Annotated in this window: 24 protein-coding genes and 1 pseudogene; 12 read left to right on the top strand and 13 right to left on the bottom strand. The window is 59.6% G+C overall.

Annotated features, from left to right (window positions below):
• The first annotated feature begins 726 nt into the window (after positions 1–726).
• Entirely contained in the window at positions 727–1086 is a 360-nt protein-coding gene (locus FHT02_RS16455; RefSeq protein WP_221239531.1) for a response regulator, read from the top strand.
• A gap of 862 nt (positions 1087–1948) precedes the next feature.
• On the opposite strand, the gene FHT02_RS16450 is transcribed toward FHT02_RS16455, so the two are convergent.
• Positions 1949–2305, bottom strand: coding sequence for a response regulator (locus FHT02_RS16450; RefSeq protein WP_184090163.1), 357 nt, complete (start codon positions 2303–2305; stop codon positions 1949–1951).
• Positions 2306–3073: 768 nt separating this feature from the next.
• Here FHT02_RS16450 and FHT02_RS22085 point away from each other — a divergent pair.
• The 3 genes from FHT02_RS22085 (at position 3074) to FHT02_RS16435 (ending at position 8651) form a co-directional block, all read left to right on the top strand.
• The gene (locus tag FHT02_RS22085) at positions 3074–5782 is read left to right on the top strand and encodes a PAS domain S-box protein (RefSeq protein ID WP_184090160.1); all 2709 of its coding nucleotides are present in this window, start codon (positions 3074–3076) and stop codon (positions 5780–5782) included.
• A 484-nt stretch (positions 5783–6266) separates the two neighbouring features.
• A complete protein-coding gene (locus FHT02_RS16440) occupies positions 6267–6860 on the top strand; it encodes an SOS response-associated peptidase family protein (protein WP_184090157.1) in 594 nt (197 codons plus the stop codon).
• Positions 6861–7055: 195 nt separating this feature from the next.
• Positions 7056–8651, top strand: a complete 1596-nt coding sequence (locus FHT02_RS16435; RefSeq protein WP_184090154.1) for an ATP-binding protein — start codon at positions 7056–7058, stop codon at positions 8649–8651.
• Here FHT02_RS16435 and FHT02_RS16430 read toward each other — a convergent pair.
• Both FHT02_RS16430 and FHT02_RS22280 read right to left on the bottom strand, forming a co-directional pair.
• A complete protein-coding gene (locus FHT02_RS16430; protein ID WP_184090151.1) occupies positions 8621–8998 on the bottom strand; it encodes a helix-turn-helix transcriptional regulator in 378 nt (125 codons plus the stop codon). The genes FHT02_RS16435 and FHT02_RS16430 overlap by 31 nt on opposite strands.
• A gap of 331 nt (positions 8999–9329) precedes the next feature.
• Positions 9330–9817, bottom strand: a pseudogene (locus FHT02_RS22280) (transposase); the annotation flags it as partial.
• Between the two features lie 1032 nt (positions 9818–10849).
• Here FHT02_RS22280 and FHT02_RS16420 point away from each other — a divergent pair.
• From FHT02_RS16420 to FHT02_RS16405, 4 genes are all read left to right on the top strand, one after another.
• Complete coding sequence (locus FHT02_RS16420) at positions 10850–11113, top strand: hypothetical protein (RefSeq protein ID WP_184090148.1); 264 nt, start codon at positions 10850–10852, stop codon at positions 11111–11113.
• Positions 11113–11997 carry a DUF7146 domain-containing protein gene (locus tag FHT02_RS16415; protein ID WP_184090145.1) on the top strand — a complete coding sequence of 295 codons (885 nt, stop codon included), beginning with the start codon at positions 11113–11115 and terminating at the stop codon, positions 11995–11997. Before FHT02_RS16420 ends, FHT02_RS16415 begins: the two co-directional genes overlap by 1 nt.
• A gap of 114 nt (positions 11998–12111) precedes the next feature.
• Positions 12112–12381 carry a hypothetical protein gene (locus FHT02_RS16410; protein WP_184090141.1) on the top strand — a complete coding sequence of 90 codons (270 nt, stop codon included), beginning with the start codon at positions 12112–12114 and terminating at the stop codon, positions 12379–12381.
• A gap of 770 nt (positions 12382–13151) precedes the next feature.
• The gene (locus FHT02_RS16405) at positions 13152–13295 is read left to right on the top strand and encodes a hypothetical protein (protein WP_184090138.1); all 144 of its coding nucleotides are present in this window, start codon (positions 13152–13154) and stop codon (positions 13293–13295) included.
• A gap of 284 nt (positions 13296–13579) precedes the next feature.
• On the opposite strand, the gene FHT02_RS16400 is transcribed toward FHT02_RS16405, so the two are convergent.
• Positions 13580–13708, bottom strand: a complete 129-nt coding sequence (locus tag FHT02_RS16400; RefSeq protein ID WP_184090135.1) for an entericidin A/B family lipoprotein — start codon at positions 13706–13708, stop codon at positions 13580–13582.
• 493 nt (positions 13709–14201) lie between these two features.
• Here FHT02_RS16400 and FHT02_RS16395 point away from each other — a divergent pair, with 493 nt between their 5' ends.
• Positions 14202–14378, top strand: coding sequence for a hypothetical protein (locus tag FHT02_RS16395; RefSeq protein ID WP_184090132.1), 177 nt, complete (start codon positions 14202–14204; stop codon positions 14376–14378).
• 586 nt (positions 14379–14964) lie between these two features.
• On the opposite strand, the gene FHT02_RS21645 is transcribed toward FHT02_RS16395, so the two are convergent.
• The 3 genes from FHT02_RS21645 to FHT02_RS22070 form a co-directional block, all read right to left on the bottom strand.
• Positions 14965–15225 (bottom strand): zincin-like metallopeptidase domain-containing protein, encoded by a 261-nt coding sequence (locus FHT02_RS21645; RefSeq protein ID WP_246352476.1) that lies wholly within the window; start codon positions 15223–15225, stop codon positions 14965–14967.
• A complete protein-coding gene (locus FHT02_RS22075; protein WP_343056979.1) occupies positions 15131–15553 on the bottom strand; it encodes a hypothetical protein in 423 nt (140 codons plus the stop codon). The genes FHT02_RS21645 and FHT02_RS22075 overlap by 95 nt, the downstream gene beginning before the upstream one ends.
• 74 nt (positions 15554–15627) lie before the next feature.
• The gene (locus FHT02_RS22070; RefSeq protein ID WP_343056977.1) at positions 15628–16176 is read right to left on the bottom strand and encodes a ParB/RepB/Spo0J family partition protein; all 549 of its coding nucleotides are present in this window, start codon (positions 16174–16176) and stop codon (positions 15628–15630) included.
• 155 nt (positions 16177–16331) lie between these two features.
• Here FHT02_RS22070 and FHT02_RS16380 point away from each other — a divergent pair, with 155 nt between their 5' ends.
• Entirely contained in the window at positions 16332–16754 is a 423-nt protein-coding gene (locus FHT02_RS16380; RefSeq protein ID WP_184090129.1) for a hypothetical protein, read from the top strand.
• Between the two features lie 7 nt (positions 16755–16761).
• On the opposite strand, the gene FHT02_RS16375 is transcribed toward FHT02_RS16380, so the two are convergent.
• From FHT02_RS16375 to FHT02_RS16355, 5 genes are all read right to left on the bottom strand, one after another.
• Complete coding sequence (locus tag FHT02_RS16375; RefSeq protein WP_184090127.1) at positions 16762–17091, bottom strand: PIN domain-containing protein; 330 nt, start codon at positions 17089–17091, stop codon at positions 16762–16764.
• A gap of 409 nt (positions 17092–17500) precedes the next feature.
• Positions 17501–17887 (bottom strand): type II toxin-antitoxin system VapC family toxin, encoded by a 387-nt coding sequence (locus FHT02_RS16370; RefSeq protein ID WP_184090124.1) that lies wholly within the window; start codon positions 17885–17887, stop codon positions 17501–17503.
• Positions 17884–18129, bottom strand: a complete 246-nt coding sequence (locus FHT02_RS16365; protein ID WP_184090121.1) for an AbrB/MazE/SpoVT family DNA-binding domain-containing protein — start codon at positions 18127–18129, stop codon at positions 17884–17886. The genes FHT02_RS16370 and FHT02_RS16365 overlap by 4 nt, the downstream gene beginning before the upstream one ends.
• Positions 18130–18426: 297 nt before the next feature.
• Positions 18427–18792, bottom strand: a complete 366-nt coding sequence (locus tag FHT02_RS21640; protein WP_184090118.1) for a cupin domain-containing protein — start codon at positions 18790–18792, stop codon at positions 18427–18429.
• Positions 18793–18848: 56 nt separating this feature from the next.
• On the bottom strand, positions 18849–19310 hold the full coding sequence (locus FHT02_RS16355; protein ID WP_184090115.1) for an acyl-CoA thioesterase: 462 nt from the start codon (positions 19308–19310) through the stop codon (positions 18849–18851).
• 111 nt (positions 19311–19421) lie between these two features.
• Here FHT02_RS16355 and FHT02_RS16350 point away from each other — a divergent pair, with 111 nt between their 5' ends.
• On the top strand, positions 19422–20012 hold the full coding sequence (locus FHT02_RS16350; RefSeq protein ID WP_184090112.1) for a TetR family transcriptional regulator: 591 nt from the start codon (positions 19422–19424) through the stop codon (positions 20010–20012).
• Entirely contained in the window at positions 20009–20428 is a 420-nt protein-coding gene (locus FHT02_RS16345) for a PaaI family thioesterase (RefSeq protein WP_184090109.1), read from the top strand. The genes FHT02_RS16350 and FHT02_RS16345 overlap by 4 nt, the downstream gene beginning before the upstream one ends.
• 313 nt (positions 20429–20741) lie before the next feature.
• Here the strand turns inward: FHT02_RS16345 and FHT02_RS16340 are convergent, their stop codons facing one another.
• A complete protein-coding gene (locus FHT02_RS16340; protein WP_343056976.1) occupies positions 20742–21077 on the bottom strand; it encodes an RcnB family protein in 336 nt (111 codons plus the stop codon).
• Positions 21078–21469: the final 392 nt, after the last annotated feature.

Genomic DNA, 21469 nt, shown 5'->3' with positions numbered 1-21469 from the left:
CTGGATCTCCTGTCAGATACCGGAACTACCTGCCCTGAAATAGAAGATGAACCCGGTGAAGTGATAGTGAACCTTCTATAACGTGGTTTGCATTAGGTATCGATTTTCAAGCTATACCTAGTCTGCTCATCGGTGTTGATCAAGCGTTGCGACCGGGCGATGCGCGGTATAGGACTTCAGGGTACTTGGTCGCTTACCATTATCTATTCTGTCGTTGACGAAAAACCTTCGTCAACTGGGTGCTTAAACAGAGCGTGCCTATGGCGACGGAACGTGCGGAACTCCGCCGGTTGACGGCATACACATAGCTGGCAGCCCTTGGCCACTCCCGTCCAGCCCATGTCCACCGTCGGGTCGTTAACCCTTTGTTTACCTCGTTTGGTGAAACTGGCGAACCATCCGGGGGGCCGGAGACGACCATGAACACTGCGGACGATCTAGCTCGTGAGCTTGAGCGGGTGCAACGCCTCCGGGCGGACCTTTACGATCCAGCATCGCGGGCAGCGCTTACCTGCTACGCCCGTGACATTGAAAGCAGCTTGGAGCTGGCTCGACGTGCGTCGGCCTGCGCGAGATATATCCTTTCGGTTCATCAAGACCGAGACAAAGCGATCGCGTGATACTCACTGCCCGAGCCTGTTAGGTTCGGGGATAGAGGTCGTTAGGCAGGGCTAGCATAGCTAGACAGTTCAGCTCTCGCGTTCGCGGAGCAACAGGGAAATCATATTGTCCAGAGTCTTAGTTGTTGAGGATGAAGCCCTCGTTCGCATGGTGGCATTAGAGATAGTCGAAGAAGCAGGCTTCCAGGCGCTTGAAGCCGCGGACGCAGACGAAGCGCTTGATACTTTAGAGCGCACAGGCGCAGTAGAGATCCTTTTTACGGACGTCCGGATGCCGGGTTCAATGGACGGATTGAAACTGGTTAGCATGGTCAGGCGGCGGTGGCCGTTCACCAAGATCATTGTGGCCTCTGGGCATGGTGGGTCCGAAGAAGCAGAAGCTGCAGGCGCCGATCGCTTTCTTCGCAAACCTTTTGCGGCTCAGGCGCTAATTTGTACATTGCAAGAGATGGGTACCACCACCTGATCAAGAAGCTACTCCTGCATTCCGGGGCAGATCCGGATCGTCTGCTCAAGGGTCTCCGAGCCCAATCTCGCCAGGCAAAACGCTGCGGAAGAACATCAAGGACGCTGGTATTGGCGATATAGCGTCCTACCTGTTCGACGGTGATCGGGGCCGCGCTGGTGGCTGCAGCAGGAGCGTGAGTTGCGAAAGTCGCATGCGAGGCCTAATCCGCTGCCGGCGATGCCAGGGGCTTTCCACAGGCGCTTGAGCCTATCAGAGCTTCACAAGCTACCACCGCTTACAACCTCGCCGGTTGTATGAGCGCCGCGGCCGGAGCGTGTTAGCACTGCATTCATAGTTACACATCACCTCCGATGTGAGGTAAATAGCCCCAGGTAAGTTATTGGCCAGTGTGTCGCGTTAACGGCGTGCGAAGGGAATACGTGAGGCGACAGAACATGCGCTCTACGGCCTAGGGCTTTTGAAGCGTGCGTGACAAGCAGCTTTTCCGCCCGTGATTTGCCTGTGAGGGCTGTCAAGAATTGCACTCTGTTGTTCGATCCGTTTTACTGCCGCCGCCGCAAATGGGACGAATATTCTGTCAGATGGCTTTTGCCGCACACGCACTTTGTGCGGCAGCAACAGTCCAGACGGCTTAACTGCTCCCTCAGCGACAACTGCCTAGATCCTACGACAACGCTATCCAGAAAATGAGCAATTGCCAGGCGCCATGGGCAGATCATTGATTTTCCGCCCTGTGATTCGCACTGATCCATCCGCTAGCGCCACGCAGGTTGACGCGTGAGAAGTTGATCGACGCCTTCCACTTGATCTTCGTCCGATGAGCTTCAGTTCACGGTACACCGAACGGCCTAGCTTTGGTTCAAGCGGATCCGGTGAGTGCAAGAATTGTATCGGTTAGTTTGAAGATGCTGACCGGCTTGGACATGAAGCAGTCCGCCCCAGCTGCTACACAGGCTTCCTCATCATGCCAGTCGCTTAGGACGGTCACTGCCACAATGGGGAGGGTTGCAGTCGCATTGCCACGTTTCAACGATCTAATCAGGTCTATCCCGTTGATGTGGGGCAATCGAACATCGATGATGGCCACGTCGGGATGATGTTTGGCGGCGACGGTTTCAGCATTACGCTCATCTGCCACCATTATAGGGTAATGACCCGCATGGGTTAACCAAGATTCATATAGCTTCAGATGTAGGGGATCATCCTCCACCACCATGACTCGCAACTGCATCCGATTACCTTGGTCAAACCTGCGGAAACGCTAGCATGAAAGAGCCGATCCCGACGACAGCATCGCCTGCCGCCAGGTGCGAGCATCCGATGCACTAGCTTGTCAGCCACAGAGGTCCAGCTCCACATCTTGTTATAAGCGAGTCATCCGACGTGCATGTGGTGCGACCTGACATTGCAAGCAACATCCTAGCAGGGTTCGCCGGGTCGTTATACATGCTCGGCTTGGCAGGGCGCATTGGCCGCGTGCGCTCGGTGCCAGCAGCCCGCAGCACGCGTCCCATCGCACATACTGCACACGCGACGGGTTGTAGCTCCTTCGGTTGCTCTTTCAACGTGCCTGATCCAAGCCAAAGGAGAGCTGGAGAGCTCAGTTGCTGGTAGTACTCGCATCCATCGGGCGAGGCGGCGTACAAGAGCGGCAATCTTGGGATCGATCCGGACGCGGTGCGAAGGTCGCAGGGAAGGCGCGAAGCCAGCGCACATTGCGCGGCATTCTGGCATGGTCGGCGGTACTGTTTACCGCTTCTCGCCGCAGCGGCGAGCAGGGGCGCAATCGGCTGCACCCGCGGGTGGCGCAGTTTGGTCATCGGGCGCTAGCCTCTGGCAGCTGTACTTGTTGTGGCAGGCATTCACCGGGGACCATTAGCGATATCGATGCGGCTATTGCTTGACGTAGGCGCACAAGCGGTCAGGTATTTCATAAGGGGGGCATCCGGTCGGGTGATGCCGAGGCGAGATTGAGGGCGGGCAGGTGAAATCCACTGAGCGGCGGCTGAACGCAATCTTGAACAACGTCACTGTGGCCATCTTCCTGATAGATGAAAAGCGGCACTGCGTCTTTATGAACAAGGCGGCAGAGGAGCTTACTGGCTATTCCCAGGAAGAGGCGAGGGGCAGGTCGCTGCGCGAGGTAGTTCACCACCCGTTGCTCGATGACAGGCCTTGCTCGAGCGGAGACCGCCTCACCGGTCAGGCTTTTTACGAACGCGAGAAAACGCAGGGCGAAGAAGTCTTCCTCCACAAAGACGGGCATTTCTATTCCGCTTTCTTCACCGCTTCGCCTGCCGCAGGCGATGACGGTCAACCCCTTGGCACCATCATCGAAATGCGCGACCTAACCGAGGAAAAGGCGCGCGAGGCGGCGTTGCGGGAGAGTGAAGATCCCTTTCGCAACATGGCGGATCATGCGCCGGTTATGATGTGGGTCACCGATCCCACTGGCTATTGCACCTACCTGAACCGCCAGTGGTACGAGTTCACCGGCCAAACTCCTGAAGAAGCGAAGGGATATGGCTGGCTGGAGGCGACGCATCCTGAGGACAGGAAGCGTGCGGAGGCGGAATTTACGCGCGCAAACGACCTCCAGACGTCGTTTAGAGCTGAGTACCGACTTCGCCACGTCTCCGGCACTTATCGTTGGGCGATTGATGCAGCGAGCCCGCGGTTTGGAGACGGCGGTGATTATCTTGGCTACGTGGGCTCCGTCGTTGATATAGACGACCGGCGGAAGGCAGAGGAGCAGTTGGCGCTGAAGGAGGAGCAGCTGCGGCTTGCCCTCGACGTGGCCGAGATCGGCCAGTGGGATGTCGACCAGGCTTCCGGCCGCATGTTCTGGCCACCTCGAGTGAAGGCCATGTTCGGTATCTCACCCGATGTGCCGGTCACTTTGGACGATTTCCTCAACGGGGTGCACCCCGAGGATCGCGATAGAACGCGCGAGGCATATTCCGCGGCGTGCGACCCAGACGTTCGCGCGCTCTATGACATCGAATACCGGACAGTCGGTAAGGAAGACGGTATTACCCGTTGGGTCGCAGCAAAGGGAAGGGGCCTCTTCTCTACGCAAGGCATCTGTTTTCGGGTGATCGGAACCGCAATTGACATCACGCGGCGCAAGCGGGGTGAGATCCGATTGCGTGAGCTGAATGAGCGGCTTGAGCACGAAGTTACTCATCGAACGGCCGAGCGAAATCGGGTTTGGGAGATGAGCCGCGACCTGCTCGCGATCATGGGCTTTGATGGCCGGCTCAAGGCAATCAACCCGGCATGGGAAAGCACGTTAGGCCGCAACATGGAAACTTTGCTCTCCTTGTCCTTCAAAGAGCAGGTGCATCCTCACGACCATGCAGCAGGAGAGGAGGCAATGAGGCGACTGCTACGTGGCGAGACGGTGGAGCGGTTCGAGGACCGGCTTGCCCACGCCGATGGATCGTGGCGCTGGATCTCCTGGACGCTCGTGCCGGAGGGCGATGTCTTCTACGCCGTGGGCCGAGATGTGACCTCCGAGAAGGAGGCGGCCTGGGAGTTGGGGCATGCACAGGAAGCACTGCGTCAAAGCCAGAAAATGGAAGCGATGGGTCAGCTGACCGGTGGTGTCGCGCACGATTTCAACAATCTGCTTACGCCGATCTTAGGCTCGCTGGACCTGCTCCAGCGGAAAGGGTTGGGTGGTGAGCGCGAGCAGCGGCTGATTGAAGGTGCCCTACAGTCGGCAGACCGGGCAAGGACGCTGGTCCAACGCCTCCTCGCGTTTGCGCGGCGCCAGCCGCTCCAAGCAGCCGCAGTGGATGTTGGCAAGCTCGTCGGCGGCATGGCCGATCTTCTCGCGAGCACGACCGGTCCCCAGGTCAGGGTCGTTGTTGAGGTGGCCGACGATCTGCCGCCGGCCAGGGCTGATCCCAATCAGCTCGAGATGGCGCTGCTGAATCTTGGCGTAAACGCGCGCGACGCAATGCCGCAAGGCGGTACGCTGCGCATCACAGCAACGCGCGATAGTGTTCGCAGCAACCGCGGCGCTCTCAAGCGTGGGCACTACGTCCGCCTGTCGGTAGCCGACACCGGCGTTGGAATGGACGAGCCGACGGTAGCACGGGCGATTGAGCCATTCTTCTCGACGAAGGGGATCGGGAAGGGGACTGGGCTTGGCCTCTCCATGGCGCATGGCTTGGCTGCCCAGCTCGGCGGCGCGCTTACCATAAGCAGTCGAGAGGGCGTGGGCACCAACATCGAATTATGGCTTCCGATCAGCACGCTGGTTCCAAGTCATGACAAGACGGTTAGCGCCCGCGTTTTCACTGACCATGCTCGAGGACTTGCGCTGCTGGTCGACGACGAGGAAGTCGTACGAGCAAGCACCGCGGATATGCTTGAAGAGTTCGGCTATGAAGTGCAGGAAGCTGACTCGGGCGAGGCTGCAATGGCGCTCGTTGCGCAGGGATTCAGGCCAGACCTGCTCGTCACCGACCACCTTATGCCGGGCATGACCGGAGTGGAGCTGGCTTCGGCTCTCCGGGCTCAATTTCCAGAACTGCCAGTACTAGTCGTATCGGGTTTCGCAGAGTTTGAAGGGGTAGCTCCGGCCCTGCCGCGGCTTACAAAGCCATTTAGAAGCGCCGAGTTGGAGGAGTGTCTCGCAGCGCTTACGACAAATGGATGGCCCAATTCTGAGATGAATGCTTAATCGGCATCTCCGCATGTTGGCGTTTGACGTCCACCTCCCTAGCCCTTTCAGCGCCCAGACAGAGTTGCAAGCTGCGGGGCACCCGCCGAGCGTAACGGCGAAAGGATGTCCTTCGGCAGATATGGTCCCGGAACCGAATTTTCTCGCGCGATGACCTTACCCGATGTCGTAAATGAGCTCCGCGGAGTGTAGCCGCCCTCAAATATGTGCACGATTTTGGAGCGGGTCGGCAACGCGAGACGTTCAACCCTTTTCGCCGCCAGTCACCGTAGCTCCTCGCAACGATCGCACATTCAGTTTTGTTCGCGAGAACCGTCCTTTTCACAGTATCAAGCGGGAGGCGAGATCAGAAGTGCCAGGAGTGCGACGCCGCTTGCCACTGCCTATCTTCTGCACGAGACATGTATGGACCGCGATGTGAGGGAGGCAAGCAATTGCCATCTTTGGAGCGAAACCTTCAATCTTTTCAGGCAATACCCTAGCCATGTGCAACGAGCATCGCAGCCACGTCGACATCGACCAGCTCTCGTATGAGTTTTCTCAGGTCGGCTTACCGATCTGTTTTCCTGAGGGGGTTCCTAACCTCCCGCTCAGCGACAGCATCAAGATCACTGATCGGCACGCCATCGTTCGCGCAGGGGCCAAGGGCGCTGACTTGGTTATGCGGCGCTGGAGCTGGCCTGGGCCGACGGGCAAACCGGTCTACAACTTTCGTTCTGAGGGCAGGGAGTTCGACAGCGGGCGCGTGCTGATCATCGCTGACGGCTTCTACGAATTCACCGACCCTCCCCCCGTTGAAGGGGGGCCTAAGAAGCGGCCGAAGAGCAAATGGCTCTTTACGATGCCCGGAGAGCCATTCTTCTGCATCGCTGGCCTCCTGCGAACGGAGCAAAGCGTGGGCGAGGCATACACCATGTTGACGACCTCTCCGGGCCCGGACATCGCCCCTTATCACAACCGCCAAATTGTCGTGCTCGGCCGCAAAGATTGGGCGAGGTGGCTCAACCCTGCCGTTCCTGCTCAGGATGTGTTGTTGTCGGCACCAGCCGGGACCCTCGCGGTGACGCGGGTTCGCTGATCAGCAGCCATCGCAGCCGGTCTGAACATTCAGAGCGCGCCTTTCGCTGCGATTTACGGACGTCACTCCAAAACAAACGTGAAGGCCGCTAGATGCCCATGGCCGATAGCAAACGTAGTGTTTACCTTCTGAGACGGCTCATCCAAAGTGCATACGATCTACCCTGCATCTTTGTTGGTGAGAGGATCGCCTGTAGTGATCGAAAACGAGGCACCAACAGCCGGTAAAGACCCGGAAGAGGCAGCATTCATAGAACGGTTTTGGGGATTGCCTTGGCATCTTGGATCGCTCGGGCACACCGATGGTTGGCCCTCGCTGCTTCGCGGGGTGATCCGCTACCTATTCGACAACCGACAGCCGATTATGGCAACTTGGGGAAGTGACGATGCCTTCCTCTTCAACTTCGCATTCTCGAAGCTGCTCGGACCCAACCACGAGGAGGGATTGGGACGACCATTCTGTGAAGTCATGGCTCCGGAATGGGCAAGCATTTCTGGTCATTTCGTGCCCGCTCGAAATGGCTCTGCAACCATCGCTCACGATGTGCCACTACGGACGTGGCGGAGTAACTTCAAAGAGCTTCGCTATTATACGTACGCATACACACCAATCAGAGATGACCAGGGTGCGGTTTGCGGTGTTACCTGCATATGCTCGGATACCACTGAAACGGTCGAAGCGCAGCGGCAGATCCGATTAGAGCGCGACCTACTCGGTTGTTGGTTTGAGGACGCTCCGGGCTTCTTAGCCATGTCGGATGGGGCGGATCACATAGTCACCATGGCGAATAAGGAGTTCCGCCGGCTCATCGCAGACCGTCAAGTCATCGGGTTCAAGGCGTTTGAAGCGCTCCCAGAACTCGTACCTCAAGGCTATCAGAAGGTGCTTGATGACGTTTTCGCAAGCGGCAAGCCGTTCGTCGGCAAAGAGCTTGGGATATCACTCGAAGATAACAAGGGTGGGCATGCCGCGTATTTTATTGACGTCGTATATGCCCCCAGGAGGGACCCAGCCGGCAACATAGTAGGCCTCATCTGCCAAGGGTACGACGTCACTGACCATGTCGGACGCGGCGAGCGCCTGAAGGCCCTGCAGAGCGAGCTGATCTACCTATCAAGAGCGAGTGCTATGGATGCCATGGCCGCGACCCTCGCCCACGAGCTCAATCAGCCACTTACCGCCATATCCAACTTCGCTGCTGCCAGCCAGCAACTGCTGCTCGCCTCAGCGTATGATCGGCTTGGAACACCGCTCCAAGCCATACGCGAAAGCGCCCTGAGAGCCGGCGCGATCATCAAGAACGTTCGAAATATGACCAAGAAAGGATCCGTACCTAACAGCATTGTTGATTTCGGCGAGGTCATGGAAGGGGCCTTCCAAATGATGCCTGCGGCATCAATGCAAAAGGTAAAGTGCGATATAGAAGCCCCTGCTCTTGTGCTCGGCGACAAGATACAATTGCAGCAGGTGGTTATGAACCTCGTCAAAAATGCCTTGGAGGCCATCGACACAATCCCAGACGGCACAGTACGCATTTGCGTGACGCATGAGGGTGGTAAAGTCCTGGTGAAGGTCATCGACAACGGTTCAGGTATCGATCCTGAGCGCGCCGATACTATATTCAACTCGTTTGTGACGACTAAGAAATCAGGAACCGGGCTGGGCCTGTCTATTTGCCGTGCGATCGTGGAAGCGCACAATGGGAGAATATGGGCGACGAACGTGCCTACAGGAGGTGCCTCAATCAGCTTTACCATACCTCATTGTGAGATTGATGAGCGAAGTTTCTGAGCTCGCGCATGTTGCTCTTTGCTCTTCCACTCCGCGATTCGCAGCGTGACATATTCCCGGAGGAGCTGCACCCGTCGCGGGCGGAAACTGCTTGCGCCCCGCTCCAGCGCTTCGATCCGGGGTACCTCGAAGGTCCGGTGAGCTTGGCGTAACAGGCACCAAGCGACGAGCATCAAGGTTCGTGGGCTGTAGGACATACCAAGCAGCAGTATTTCGCGTTCGGTCGGCCGCCCGTTAGCGTCACGACAGGCTATCCGGACGCTGAACTCATCCCAGCAGGCTTCGCGCAGAAGATCGAGCTTGATCGTGACGGCGGCGCGCGGCTCAGGCGGGCGCCAGGATCGCATTGATGCGTGCGCTGCCTGCCGCGCCTTCCGATCGGGTAAGATGGCAACGATACTGGCAAGCGCGTTGCGACCTGCTGTCGTCAGCAGTGGACGCCCGCAAAACGCAAGCGGTAATTGGAGGATGGGGGAAGTAGTCGGATGCAGTCCGGCCTCTAGTGCGGCCTAGAGGCTGCGGGCCGGTATGGGAGTTCGCGGACCGAAACCACTTCACCCTGAGCGTGCTCACGGCACGGTGGAAAGCACTGGTTCTTCCGGCCCCGTCTCGCCGACTGTTGTGCCATAGCCTCCTTCGACCGACTACGTCTCCCGACGACCCCTGGTCCACGTTGGCTTACGCCGCAGCTGCGACCGGCGCTCTATAATCCTCTTTGCTCATGAGCAGCGCCCAGATGATCCGCGCCGTCTTGCTGGCGAGCGCGACACTCACCAGCATGCGCGGCTTCCTGGCAAGCATCTGCTCAAGCCACGACCCTGCCGGGGCGCCTCGCTTGCTCGCCTGTAGCACCACAGCGCTGCTGCCGATGATCAGCAAGCGTCGGAATGTTCGCTCGCCCATTTCCGTGATCGAGCCCAGCTTCTGCTTGCCTCCCTGTCGAGGCTTGCGGCGGCGCTACGCCCAGCCAGGCGGCAAAGTCGCGGCCTTTGGCGTATGCTTCGGTCGGCGGCGCCAGTGCGGCAATCGCGGTGGCTGGTGATCGGCCTCACGCCGGGGATCGTATTGAGTCGCCTCGCAATGGCTTCCTCGCGTGCTCGTCGTGCGACGTCCCTATCGAGATTGCCGATCCTGTCATTCAGCTCCTCCAGCAAACCAAGCCGGGTGCAAACCGTTGCCCAGGTATAGTATCAGAGATCTCCGACAATCTTCAGGAGTCCGACAGTGAACGTTCAGCGTGCGCGGCTTGTCTCTGGCGGTAGGCTTCAGCTGCCGGCTGAAATCCGGAAGGCATGTCTCTCGACGATGGAGATACAGTGCTTCTCGAGCTCGTAGGCGGGGAAATACATGTTGTCCCCTTCGTGATGCTGTCTCGCATGTTCAGTCACGTCTGCGTGAGTATGTTTCCGCCGACGTCAGTCTCTCCGACGAGTTGATAGCTGATCGGCGAGCGTCTTACATCGCCAGCGTTGCTGGCGGTTGCATTTGAGCTTTCCAACACAATTGGGCGTTTGCTGCCGTTCATCCGGCAGATGAACCAAGGCCGCTTTCGGGTGCAGCGGCGAACGTGCCGAACGGCGGACTTTAGGGTGTTACCGGCCTCTGTTTATTGCCTTCCGACTGGCCGATTGCGAGCCTCAGTGGGCCGCTGCGGTCTCGCTCTGCTGCAGGTCGTGCCGGAGCACATCAAACAGATCCCGCGTGTCGAACCACCTCCCGCAGCTCAGGCATCGCTCCAGGTGAGCGCACCGGTTAAGAAGGATTGGCGGCAATTCGGGTGTGTGATTGTAAGTCTCGCGATTCAACATGGCCGATCCTGAACGCTACCGGTGCACATGGGCTGCACCACACTCAATTATAGACAGGAACTTGGCGCAGGACCCGAACAGCTACTCCTTATTATCGCTCTGACAGAGCACCTGCTTTTCGCCGTCCCCCGACCGGGGGCGATTGCAGCTTGACCCGCCGAGATCGCAAAAGGGGAGACTAAAGAAAACGGAGGATTGGCTGCCCACACTAACAAGCGCGCCGTGTCGAGAGTTCCTTAACTCTTATAGTCGTTCCGCAGTAGGAACGGGTTAAACAAGCCAAATGAGAGAGGAGAGGGGAAGGCAGGACGAGCTGGCGCGGGAGAAGTCCCGGGGCTGAGCCGATCCACAGGACGGATCACCGTCCCGGTATTGGGAAGGTCCTCGATCATGACCCGCATCGTACTTTTAATCAGGGATGCGAACGCATCGCAGTCGGCAGAGGTTTACGAAAGCCACGATGCCGCCGTGATGGCACTAGAAAATCATGCCGTCGCGAGACTGACCGCCAACGGATCGCCGCATAAGTATCGGCAGGAAGCTGTCGCGACGTACTTCGCCTCCGAAGACACCGAATACGCGATTATCGAAGGCGGTCGCCACGTTCCTCTCGGCCCCGCTGATGCTGGTGGCTTGTTCCGGGGAGTCAATTGATGGCCCTCCTCGCACGCTCCCCAAGCCAGTATCTGGTGAGCTTGGTCGCCGCATTGGGCGGCAGATGGGACGGCCATGTCGCGATGTGTCGATGCCCCGCTCACCAGGATCGCACCCCCAGCCTGTCGCTACGCCAAGGGGATAGGAACATCCTCGTGACTTGCTTTGCCGGCTGCGACGCAGAAGACGTGCTTCGCGAGCTTGCCCGCATCCCGATCAGTGGCAGACATCCGGCGCCACCACCGCCGGCGGCTCGGCAAGGCGGCACCGCAAACGTGGAGCGGATCTGGTCGGAAGCGATGCCCGTCGAGGGCTCGCTGGCAGAGCGCTACCTTGAAACGCGCAAGCTACTGCCAGCGTTCAATGACCTTCGGTTTCATCCACGGTGCCCGCATGGGCCTAAGCCGCACACGAAGTTCAAGCCGGCGCTGCTTGTCGGCGTTCGCGAAGGCAACCGGCTGATCGCGATCCAGAGGATCTTCCTCGACCGCCAGACTGGCTACTACACCGAGAAGGTCAACCTTGGTCTGCTAGCCGGCAGCGCGTGGATGGGCGGGGGATTGGCCGCGACGATCGGATGGGCCGAGGGCTTCGAGAGCGCCGCTGCCTATTCACGCCTGAAAGGCATTCCCTGCTGGTCACCTCTTGGCAGCCGACGCTTCGACCTGGTGAGCCTCCCCGATTGCGTCACCACATTGGTCCTTGCTGGCGATAACGATGGCCCTGGCCGCTTGGCGGTCAGAAAGGCCATTCGGCGCTACGTCTCCAACAAGCGGATCGTGCTCGTCGACTATCCCCCTCCAGGGTTCAACGATTGGGCTGAGGTGCTTGAAAGCAACCTAGCCGACACAGGCGAGCTCAACCACTGGCGGAACAACGCGTGAGTTTCACCGCCGTCTTACGACGCGCCGGCTCATTGCGCGAGCTGCACCTGCACCGATAGCTCATGAGGACAGAACGGACATGGAAGATCTGAGTCACGCAAGCTGATTTGTTATTTGGCAATCGCGCAGAGCGGCCTTGATCCAGATCAGTCGGAAAACTGCAAGAAAGTTTTGTTTCGGTGTCGCATTGTGCGCCGCAACATGATTGCGCTAAACCTTACCACGGCAGAGATTGTTGAAAGATTCGGTGAGCTTTCTTTCCGGCTCATCGAGGATGAAATGCTGCGCGCTATTGCCCGAAATGACGATGCTGCGGCGGATAGGTGGAGGGCAAAGCTAATGGAAGTGAACGCGCTCGCACCAGTCAAATCCGGACGCTCTTGAAGCTATCATTCGTCCCTGTCGCGGAGAGCGCTGGACTAACATGCTTCAGTTTCCGTCGCGTCTCATCTCACCCGAAGACCGTGCGGGCGATTGCATGGTTGCGGAGGCAGGGAAGTTCCGGACACATCCCGCCGTAGATTCAATCGAGGTGGTAAATGGATGAACTGTCGCGCTCTTCATCGGCACCCAGCCACGATGGAGAAACTCTTCTAATAAGAGCCGTTCTGGACGAGATCACATCTGCGGTTCGCCGTGGAAGCGACGATGATGTTAGGGACTGGGATCATATTCTTCGCGCCGTTGAACGGAAGTCCGCGAGCCGCCCATGCGAAGTCACGCGCCCGCCGTTGTGAGGCGCTGATCGCGCGGTGAAGCGGAATCCGAGCGCTTCTAAAGCTGCTGCTTGCGAACTTCCGCTCGAAAACAATCGCTTTCGCGTCAGGAAAGGATGCTTGTTGATGCCCGCGATCGTGATCGCACTACTTTCGACCAGCGATTAAAGAGCCACACCGGTCTGATCGGCCAAATCACCGAGAGCGCGTCCGGCTCGAGCCAGGGCATTTACCGGACCTGCGAGGCCGTCGCAAAGGAAGCCATGGCGGCTCTCCGCGCAAACTCAGACGTGCTTTCAGGCATCCTGTGGTGGGGCGGTGGGTGCATCTGCCCGTAGAGCTACATCTTCAAGATCGAGCCGAAGAAGGCTGAGCGGTTTACGGCACCGGTGCTCAGCTATGCGCTGAGACTGCGGGGGGATTGAATCGGCTGGCGGGATGACTTTCGAGAACATCGGCGCGCCAGTCGTACTCAGCCGCCATCACGGTCATCGCGTCTCGACCACGCGCGACGGACATACCGCCCGCCAGGTTGCGGCAAGTCTGAGCCTGACGCCTGAGCCGCTCCGCTTCGCTGCTTAACAACATGCGCGCCCACATACTTCACAAGGAGAACGCGGCAATTCAGGCGTTTTCCATAATGCTAAACTGAGCAGCGGATTGGGGCTCCGGCGCTGCACGAAGGGGCTGCGAGGAGAATGAAAGTGTTCGCGCCCAATCGGGCGCTGATCAGGCGCGAACACTTTCGTGCGCTCGTCGGGTCGGGCGCACGACCATACCTAATGCCACGGGAGGGTCGTCGTTGCGTTTCGGTGATGTTTCTGCGCCGTCTGTCCTAAAAATGGACGTTCCTCAGTAGGGCCGCTTCAGTCGACGGTGTTCGCCACCGTCTCACCAACGGACTCCACGTCCTTACCAGCGCCGTCGATAGTGTTGCAGGCTGCCACCATCAAGCTGCCGGCAACGAGTAGCAAAGTGAAAGCTTTACGAATCATGGTCTTGCCTCCTGTCTCGCGAACGCCGATCCATTGCCGATCGCCCGCAGTGTTGATTGCGGCCGCATTCCGCCGGCCCTTAACGCCCCGCTTGCTATTAAGCCCCATGGCCGTGGTACGACATCGGCGAGCTGACCAGAGGGCCGAGGAGCTGATCGTACGGCAGGCGATCGCGCAGGTAGCGCATGACCTAGCCTTCGCTGCGCCCCAGCACGCGGAAAGCGCCCCCGAGATCAGGCCACTCCGTTAGTGGCATTGATCGCGAAGCGCGGTCTGCACCGGATCACATTGCACGGTCTGCATCACGCTGAATGCTTCCGCCTGACGTGCGGCCTTATCGCTCCTGCCGCGCCAAAAAAATCGAAGCCAGTTCCGCGACATTGAAGGTCTCCTGCTGTTGTCAGGAGGCAAGGCTGACAAACAAACATTACGGCGGCATGCCCGCGCGGTGAGCTTCGTCGCCGCGTTCTACTCATGACAAGAGGAAAACAGCATGAGCGGCGGAAAAGTGCCGATGCCGGCGACCGGACAAGATAGCTCCAAGCTGCGCAAAGATGGGGTGAGTGACGTCGACACCCATGGGTTGAACGGGAGCACTCAATCCGATGGAGGGTCCTACGAGAACCCCCACACCGGCAAGGAAGATCGTGGTGAAAGCCCCGGTTTCTAAGGTGGTCAGAGGGTACGCGGCTACTACGGCAAGGGCCAGTTCAATGACGAGAAGGCCGATTCGGAAGAGGAGGGCGCTGTCGGCAGGGTGGTCTCAGGAGCGACTGACAGGTCGCCGAGGGGCTCACAACCAGAGCTTCGCTTGGTGGCGCGCTAACTGCCTCCCTGATACGGAGACCGGGTGCATTATCGCCTAACCCTCGCCAGCGCGGCGACCTTCACCGTTGCGGCGGCAGCGAGCCGCACGCTTGCGCCTCTGATCGAAAGCCGCGTGCACCTGTTTTGGTTCTGGCTAAGCGCGATCTTGGTCGAGCTTCTAGCTTCGCCCCTTGCACATGAACGGCCCTGCGGAAGAAGGCTGCTCCTGAACGGGGTCGCGGCGACGCTTGCAACCCTAGCGGTTCGCTGGGCTGTCGAGGGGCCCCCCTGGTTCAATCCTCGCTAGGCGAAATAGCTCATGCAGCGACTGCTTGCGCGTCGCGCTCTGCGCCGAAGCCAGGAAGGAAGGTGACAGAATGCTCGGCCTTGCTCGACGCGAGAAAGATCGCGGATTTGTCCGCTTTGAAGACATCGATCCAATGCCCAAACTAACTGGCATGGTGCTCGTGAAGCTCGGTAGGCAAACCCAACTCAGCGCAGATCATCGCGGTCGATAATTCGGCAACGAGTTCTTCGACCGCGTATGCGTTGTCGCCGAACCGTTTACCAAATGTGCGATCAAGTCTCGTCGATCCGCCCGACCAATGCGCCGTTTCATGCGCTGGACACCTTGTAAAGCATCGGTCGTGCGAAACGTCTCGGGCTTGGGCATTTGAATGCGGTCGGGCAAGATTGCGTAATAGGCTCAGTCGCCACCGTGACGAACCTCGGCAGGGATAGGGTCGAAGAAGGCGCCGATCGCCTCCTGCCGCTCCGAGCTCTTCGGGAAGGTTTACCCGGTGAAGTGTGCGCGCCGCGTCCCAGGTATCTGTCGAGGCAGCGGATCCAGGCCAGACCAAGTTCAGTGCCGAGCCTGCCGGCCTCGTCTTCCAGGAGCTTGGCCGCGATCGTCTCAGCAATCTCGCGGTTCAGCCAACAATCGCCGTTGTCGCTGAATAGATCGCGGTCGATCACGCCGCCGGCTGCGACATAGGCCTCCGCGCCCACGAGAAGCGCGACGGGCTCAGTCGACTTCATGGACTCATTCGCGATAACGCGAGGGATCGTGTCAGCGCCGTAGTGCCGAGCGCTGCCATACCGCTCCGAGAACATCAGCTGGCGGTCATGGCTTGCGGTAGACGCATATGCCTTAGCGACGTCAGGGTGATTTCGCCTGCCGCCAAAGCTTGGAAGATTGGCTCCGCGAGCGACGCAAGGCGCAGACCCTTGACGAACTTGCGCGTAAGACCGAACCGCTTGGCAACGCCGTCAATGTCGCCGTCCTGGCCGATGAAGTGCTGGAAGGCGCGGCATTCGTCTGCCGGCGACATGGCGAGGTGCTGGAAGTTTTCGGCAAGCGAGGTCTCGGACAAAGCTGCCTCGTCCGCTTCGATCACCATCACCGGCACGTCGTACTCGGCCGCCGCAATCTTGCCCTGCTCGTCCAGAAGCATCAGAGCGCGGTGGCGCCGGCTGCCGGCGATCACGGCGAACGTGCCGCGCGGCTTCTTCACCGGCGTCACGATCAGGTTCTGGATCACGCCGCGGCTGTCGATGTCGGCCGAGAGCTGCTCGAGCAAGTCGTTGCCGGGGGTGCGGACGTTGATTTCAGACAGTGCCAGCTTGGCCAGCTTCACGGTCTGGATCATGGGCTTGGTCATGGTCGGACTCCTTCTGGTATCCGGCTTTTTCCAGACACCTCCCTCCCATTCCCTCCTCTCTATCTGCCCTGGTCGCTTGCGAACTCTTCGCAATATGGCCTTGTTGCAAAGGGGTCGCAGCTATTTCGGACGTGCAGGCACTCCCATTTGTTCTCATGATGTTCTACATGGGAAGGATGTCGAGTCTGTTTAGCTTTTTGCCGGCAACTGGCCAGGATTGGTCGCTGGCCGCGGGCAAGTGGGTGATGCTGGTGGAGGATGAACCTTTCCAGCGACCTCACAACCGCGTGGTCGATCTGCAGCCGTCTCAAATCGAGGACGGAAAGCTGATCGTTGACCTGTCACCTGGAACGAGATTGGTGCTGAGCCGGCTCGAAAACGATCGCTACCTAATCCATGGCGACATCTACTGGGCCTCGGAGGTGCCGTTGCCGGATGGCGACCCGGGGCTGCTGTGGAAAGAGCTGGAGGACGCCGATGTGGACGATCCTCGCTTCGACGATCTTCCAGGCTGTGACCCGGTACGCCTCATCCGTGATGATGTCGCGGATGCCATGTTCGTTGCGAACGACCCCTGATTCGGGCTCATCGTGTGCAGCGCCGGCAATCCAAGCACGCGTGAAAGAGCGATACAGGCACAGCCTGCCAGAGACAGCCGATGCTCGCGCGCAAGTGGCGTAGGGAAGCAGCGACACTCGCCTGCAGCGCGTCGAACGCCACGATAGCCAGCCCAAGGCTTTGCAGCATCTCTTCGGTATCAGTCGCTTCCATCCCAGCATCGATGAGCTTCTGCTGCACCTCGATGGCATAGACGGCGGAGAGAGAGGATCCAGAGACCAGGGAGGCAGCCTTTGCCGCACCCTTCTCACTGTTGAGCAACGCGACCACTGCCGAGGCATCGAAGACCCGGCTCACGCATTGCCCCCGTCAACTTCGGCGCGGCGCTCCGCCAGAAGCTCGTCGACCAGAGAGCGCTTGCCACCGATTAGGATTTTCATCTGCGCCTGGGCGCGGCGGATCGCCTGCTTTTGGGTACGCGTCCGGCCTGACCCGTGTTGCGATGAACGGCATAGGCGGTGATGTCGGTGGCTGCTGGGGTCTACTTCTGGAGTCCAGAAGGAGGTCAGGAGATGGAGCGGATGGAGATCATCACCCGGACAGAACGCCGGCGCATCTACAACGACGATGAGAAGGCTGCGGTAAGCTGCACGACCGCGCTCCACCCAAAAATGGACATAATGTGGGTGTGAGGCGCGGCTCTAAAGCGGTCGTTTGTTCATGGGCTGGCACGTGAGAGTAGACGGGCACCCAAAAGACGGTGCATTCAGCGGATAGCTATAACCTTGACCTCGACGGCATCTGCTACCTTTTTCCAGTTCCGGTCACCGGTCCACGCAGGCAATCCGTCACGACGTGCGAGCGCCAGACAGAAGCGGTCGCCCAGGCTCAAGCCTGCCTCCGCAGTCACGGCTCGCATGCGGCCGGCGATCTGCGCGAGTGCCTTGTCCGCCGGCACTACTGTGAGAGGAAGGGGATCCAGCATTGCGTCGACCTGCAGTTCGGGCATGCCCGCATGGATGAAGTGGCTGACCACTTCAGCGTAGTTGACGCTGCTAATCCGCGCCCCAGCAATCCCGGCTGCCACCTTGGCCGCGCCCCCCTCTCCTTTGAGCAATGCGATGAGGGCAGAGGCGTCGAGTACCACGCTCATTCCCCGCTATCGTCGCGGCGGCGAGCAAGGAAGGCATCTACTGACGCGTCGGGATTGTCACCGGTGTACTGCTTGGCAAGCGCCTGAGCTCGCGCCACCGACTGCGTGGCTGTTCGCAAGACAATACCGTCTTCAGTCTCGTCCAGATAAATCGCGCCACCACCCGTCAAACCCAAACGCTTCCGAATGTCAGCAGGCAGGCTCATTCGACCGTTAGGAGTGATATTGATCTGGAACGTCATGGCAGCACCTTGTGAGACGTCGTTGTCCGGTCCGTATTTTGTAGGCGTGCCATTGTCCGATGGCAAGAAGACGGGCCGATGGCACGACCGCAGAAACGCGCCAGAGGCACGACGGAATGCCTCAAAGGCATCGCGATGACCGGCCGCGCTGCAGCCCGGTACCGTGGCCCTGTCGCGAATGTGCTGAGTTTCGGACGTCGCGTATGTTGCCTCTTTTGCGACAACTCTGCGGCCGAAGGTGATGGCAACGAAATGGTCACTTTCGGGAGTCATTGCGGACGAGGCAGTCGTTCAATGCTAGCTGAGTTGCTCCTTCAGACTCCGCGTCCGGGACGTCACCTCCTCGCCGGTATGCTTCGTCGATGCGGGTTCGATCAGCAGCACCCAACACTCCTCTTGCGCGACCGGATTGTGGCGCACGCCGCTGGGTACCGTCAGGAAGTCTCCCTCTACAAGGTCGACGGCTTCATTCTCAAATTCGATGCGCAGCGCCCCTTTGACGACGTAGAAGAGTTCGTCCTGCCCATCGTGTGCGTGCCAGACGAGTTCGCCCTTCAGCTTCGCTGCCTTGAGAAGCTGGTCGTTGACCCGGCCTATCACCTTGGGCGACCAATAGTCAGTCACGCGATCAAACGCCTGTGCGAGCGTGGTTGGCGATAACACCTAAGCCTCCATAGTGGGGTAGGGGACGTAACTTCGAGCCTGCTCTGGATTCAGCATCATACAGACCCGCCGAACGGCAGCAATTGAGTGGCCGTTTTGATGGTAACAACGTTCGGCGGATCGGCCTCTTTGAGGAAGGGTCCAGCTACGTCTCCGGGTACTCGGGCAAGGCGCCCCGTCGACCGGTCGACCATCGCCAGAGTGGTCCTGGCCTCAACCTTCATGCGCCCATCTTCACCAACAAAGCGGACGAGCCGGTCGAACCGGGCACCTCGCGGAGGCTCACCAACCCATGTCTCTCCCGTGACGGTCTCCCCCAAGGCGACATTGCCGCGATAGTTGATTTCGTGGCGCGTCACGACCCATGCATACGCCTCCACGTGCTCGATCGGAGCCACCGCTTCCCAGTGCGCCGTGCCGATCGCCTGAATCCACTGCACCCAGATCGCGTTGTTCACGTGCCCGAGCTGGTCGATGTCGCCCGCACTTGCGGTGAAAGGCAAGGTAAAAGGCGTCATCAAAGGACCTCATTGGATGATCGAGAAGCGCCAACCAGGCGAAGGGAGCCTCAGCGCTTGCGTTCGACAGGCGCGGTAATATGATATGCGTCATATAACGGGAGGCGGCAAGTGCGCTATTCAAGCGACCACAAGGCAGAGACGCGGGCGCGGGTTCTGCGCGAGGCAAGCCGGGAGATCCGCGCCAAAGGGCCGGACCATGTGACCGTGGCCGCCGTCATGAAGCGGGCCGGACTGACGCACGGAGGCTTCTACAGCCACTTTGCATCGAGGGACGCATTGGTGGTCGAGGCGATCGACGCCATGTTCGAAGACGCGCTCAGGCTCTCCCGTGCGGTTGAGGCGAAGACCGAACCGCGTGTTGCCTTGCTTGACTACATCGACATCTATCTCTCGCGCGCGCATCGCGACGCTCGGGAGCGGGGGTGCCCGCTGCCAGCGCTGTCCGGCGACCTGGCGCGCGCCGGTCCCGCCGCGCGTGATCGCTTTACCGCTGGGTTGGCGGTGCTGACTGAGCGGCTTTCCTCAGCCGTTGCGGCATTGGGCGTGGAGCATCCCGATGTTCAGGCATCGGCGATCTTGTCACAGATGGTCGGGGCCATTGTGCTGGCCCGGGCGGTCGAGGGGCCCGCGTCGGACGCAATCCTGGAGAATGCGCGGTCCTCGCTGATCTCGCGCTACGGCCTGGAGAACGCAGCATGACCGGCATCGAACAGCTGCGCGCGATGATGGCGCAGGACGCACAGCCGCCCATGGGGCGAACTTTGAACTTCTCGCTGATTGAGGTGGAGGAGGGTCGCGTGGTCTTCGAAGGCAATCCGGGACCGGAGACTTACAATCCGATGGGCACGGTGCATGGCGGTTATGCCGCGACCGTCCTCGATTCCGCGTGCGGGATCGCGACGGTGTCGAAGCTCCGCGCGGGTCAGTCGATGACGACGCTGGAGCTGAAGGTCGCCTACCACCGCGCGATGACGGCGGACACGGGCGTGGTGCGTGGAGAAGGCGTTGTGTTGTCCATCGGCAAGCGGGTTGCGTTCGCCGAAGCCAGGCTGACCGACGGCGAAGGGCGCCTGCTCGCCTCCGCTACGTCGACGCTACTGGTCACAACAGTGTGACTTAGAATCTTGGCCGACGAGGCTCCGCTTATCGCATTGCTCGACGGAGCCTCGTTGCCGCCAATCATGTGGACTTCAGCGAACTAGGGAGCGGCGGATGAGCGACGACGGAGAAGCGGGACAGCGGCCATGTCGCGGCATTGCTTTCTGCGGGCCGTCGCGAATGTTGCCGTTTTGGCGACGATCCGGCGCTCGCTGGTCATTTAGCGGCGATGCCCCATGGCAAACGTTTGCCGACGGGCGCGTTACACAGACCAAAGCGGCGATGCCTGAAGGCACCGCCGCTTTCCTTCATTTTACAGGATCTCGTCCGTTACCGGACCGCATTAGCGAAGATGGCGGCGATGATCCCGGTCGAGATGCCGACCAGCACGGCATCGTTCCCTGACTGGACATAGCGGTAGCCGCGCGGCGGAGCCTTCAAGCCGCGATATTTTCGGTAATCGATCTGGCGATAGTTGCGTGCCTTACGGCTGTCGAAACGCTCGCCCTTGCACCAATCGCTGCGGTACTGCGTGCGTTGCGGCGCCTGTTTGGCAACCACCTTCTGCTTGACCGCCGTATGCCGCTGGGACTGCTGCTGCGGGGCGGCCATCGCGTTCCCCGAGATCAGCGAAGCTGCAACCGCCCCCAAGATGAACTTCTTCACGAATTTTCTCCCAGTTCGAGATCCGGCGCCTGCCCGGCGTCGATGACCTAAATAGGCTCCAGGTGTCACAGCCATGTCCCGGAAGGGAGTGAAATGGTCGCAATTTGTAACAGTATACGAAGCTGGAACCGGCCGCCTGAATGGAAGCCAGCTCCTATCAACCCAAGCACGCCAGCCAAGCCTTGTCGGGGAAGTGCTGAGTTCCGAGCGTCGCGTATGTTGCTGCTCTTGCGACACGGGCATGTGGAGTTTTGGGTGATGGGGTGGACGCCCCCCGACGGCATCGATGTGCCATAGTGGAGGTGTTGAACACCACTTGAGGAGGCGTCCATGTCGGAAGTTACCACGATTGGTTTGGATATCGCCAAGAATGTATTTCATGCCCATGGTGC

The organism is Sphingomonas xinjiangensis, assembly GCF_014199255.1.
In the GTDB taxonomy this organism is placed as follows: domain Bacteria; phylum Pseudomonadota; class Alphaproteobacteria; order Sphingomonadales; family Sphingomonadaceae; genus Sphingomonas; species Sphingomonas xinjiangensis.
Note: the sequence above shows the minus strand (reverse complement) of the source record. Positions and strands in the feature narration are given on the sequence as shown.

Excerpts from the sequence above, each read along its gene's own strand:
- FHT02_RS16395 (WP_184090132.1), top strand. The coding sequence starts at position 14,202 with ATGAGCGGCGGAAAAGTGCCGATGCCGGCGACCGGACAAGATAGCTCC.
- FHT02_RS16355 (WP_184090115.1), bottom strand. The coding sequence starts at position 19,310 with ATGACGCCTTTTACCTTGCCTTTCACCGCAAGTGCGGGCGACATCGAC.
- FHT02_RS22070 (WP_343056977.1), bottom strand. The coding sequence starts at position 16,176 with ATGACCAAGCCCATGATCCAGACCGTGAAGCTGGCCAAGCTGGCACTG.
- FHT02_RS16370 (WP_184090124.1), bottom strand. The coding sequence starts at position 17,887 with ATGAGCGTGGTACTCGACGCCTCTGCCCTCATCGCATTGCTCAAAGGA.
- FHT02_RS16365 (WP_184090121.1), bottom strand. The coding sequence starts at position 18,129 with ATGACGTTCCAGATCAATATCACTCCTAACGGTCGAATGAGCCTGCCT.
- FHT02_RS16430 (WP_184090151.1), bottom strand. The coding sequence starts at position 8,998 with ATGCGATCCTGGCGCCCGCCTGAGCCGCGCGCCGCCGTCACGATCAAG.
- FHT02_RS16450 (WP_184090163.1), bottom strand. The coding sequence starts at position 2,305 with ATGGTGGTGGAGGATGATCCCCTACATCTGAAGCTATATGAATCTTGG.
- FHT02_RS16405 (WP_184090138.1), top strand. The coding sequence starts at position 13,152 with ATGACTTTCGAGAACATCGGCGCGCCAGTCGTACTCAGCCGCCATCAC.
- FHT02_RS16380 (WP_184090129.1), top strand. The coding sequence starts at position 16,332 with ATGATGTTCTACATGGGAAGGATGTCGAGTCTGTTTAGCTTTTTGCCG.
- FHT02_RS16345 (WP_184090109.1), top strand. The coding sequence starts at position 20,009 with ATGACCGGCATCGAACAGCTGCGCGCGATGATGGCGCAGGACGCACAG.
- FHT02_RS22075 (WP_343056979.1), bottom strand. The coding sequence starts at position 15,553 with ATGAAGTCGACTGAGCCCGTCGCGCTTCTCGTGGGCGCGGAGGCCTAT.
- FHT02_RS16440 (WP_184090157.1), top strand. The coding sequence starts at position 6,267 with ATGTGCAACGAGCATCGCAGCCACGTCGACATCGACCAGCTCTCGTAT.
- FHT02_RS16415 (WP_184090145.1), top strand. The coding sequence starts at position 11,113 with ATGGCCCTCCTCGCACGCTCCCCAAGCCAGTATCTGGTGAGCTTGGTC.
- FHT02_RS16420 (WP_184090148.1), top strand. The coding sequence starts at position 10,850 with ATGACCCGCATCGTACTTTTAATCAGGGATGCGAACGCATCGCAGTCG.
- FHT02_RS16400 (WP_184090135.1), bottom strand. The coding sequence starts at position 13,708 with ATGATTCGTAAAGCTTTCACTTTGCTACTCGTTGCCGGCAGCTTGATG.